The following is a 1418-nucleotide window of genomic DNA, read 5'->3' as shown; positions in this document are numbered from 1 at the left end:
ACCAAGCAGGACTTAGCCACATCAATACAGAAAACTTCAACCAACCAGAAGTGCAAGATGAGCTAAATCAAATCATTGCTAATGACTTTGATAAGGAGCAAGCATTAAAAGAGTTAAATGCCCAAACAGTGATTACCACAGAGTTTGGGAGAGAGGCTCCAAAGGTAGTGGCTGATTTCAGTAAAGATCAAATCAAACGCATTGCAAGCGATCCAAATCTAACCCCTGAAGAAAAAACAACGGAGCAACAAAAGTGGGCAGAAGGTGGGATTTACCGTGTGGCACTGCATACGGCTGTTGGTGTAATCGGTACTGGTACGATTGAAGGAGCTGTTACTACAGGCAGTATTGCTGCCTCAGCACCAATAATCGATAAGCTGTCAGAACAAACAACTAAGCAATTAGTAAAAGCGGGCATTTCAGAAGATACGGCACAAAATGCCACAAGTCTAATCACAAGCCTTGCCATTGCAACTGCTACCCAATCAGCAGGAGTAGACACTTCAAGTACTGTAATGGCGGTGAATGCAGATGCGTTTAATCGGCAGTTGCATAAACAAGAAAAAGACCTTGCTGGGGTTTTGGTTGATTTAGCCAAGAAAAAAGGGCTGAAAAGACCAGACGGCAAACTTTATACACGTCAAGATATTGAAGATGCCTTGCGTTGGGCGAATAGTGGAAAGTATGGTGAAACCTATAACAGTAATCGTGCTGTACACATAGGCAATAAGGCTCCTCAATCAGCTATTGATAAAGTGATGTATGATGGTGGTGTTGGTAGAGGCTATGATGCAAGACTGTGGATAAGTTCCAAAAATGGCAATGTAACCACATTTACTCAAAATCTTAATAATATCAAAAAGCCAGATACAAACCTAACCCGTTTTATTCAACAAAACTCCAAAAGTTATCAATACTCTTGGAGTGCTGGGACTTCGGTTGCTTATATACCACCCATTACAGCCACACAACCAATATCGCCAGCGAAAAAAATATCAGGTTCTCAATCACAAATCTCTGATAGACAGCTTCGTTCTAAGGATTCTGCAGTTATTAATGGCGGTGGGGGTGTTGATTTTAGCGGTGGTGCAAATATACAAGCAAAATCTGAAAAAATCATTAATGAACAAGTAATGCCTGTTGTTCAAGCAGGGGTTGGGTTAGCAGAGGTAGGCACAGGTACGGCAATGTGTGCTAGTGGTGTTGGTTGTGGTATTGGCTCTGCTCTTATTATCCACGGCTCTGATAATGTGGCTACTGGCGCTACAAACCGAGGTAAAACATCCAATCAACAAACTTCATCAGTTTTACTTACCCAGGGCGTAGGATTGTCCGAAGGCACAGCCTCCAATATCAAAATGGGAACAGATTTGGCTTTGGGGGGTGTAACCGCTACTCAGGGCTTGGGTAGAAGGGTT

General features: G+C 42.7%; 1 pseudogene. It reads left to right on the top strand.

Annotated elements, in window-relative coordinates:
- A pseudogene (locus M2R47_RS09320) lies at positions 1–1418 on the top strand (hypothetical protein); the annotation flags it as partial.

The sequence above is a fragment of the Moraxella oculi genome, assembly GCF_023336735.1.
Taxonomy (GTDB): domain Bacteria; phylum Pseudomonadota; class Gammaproteobacteria; order Pseudomonadales; family Moraxellaceae; genus Moraxella; species Moraxella oculi.
The sequence above is the reverse complement of the archived record's forward strand: the minus strand, read 5'-3'. Positions and strand labels throughout refer to the sequence as shown.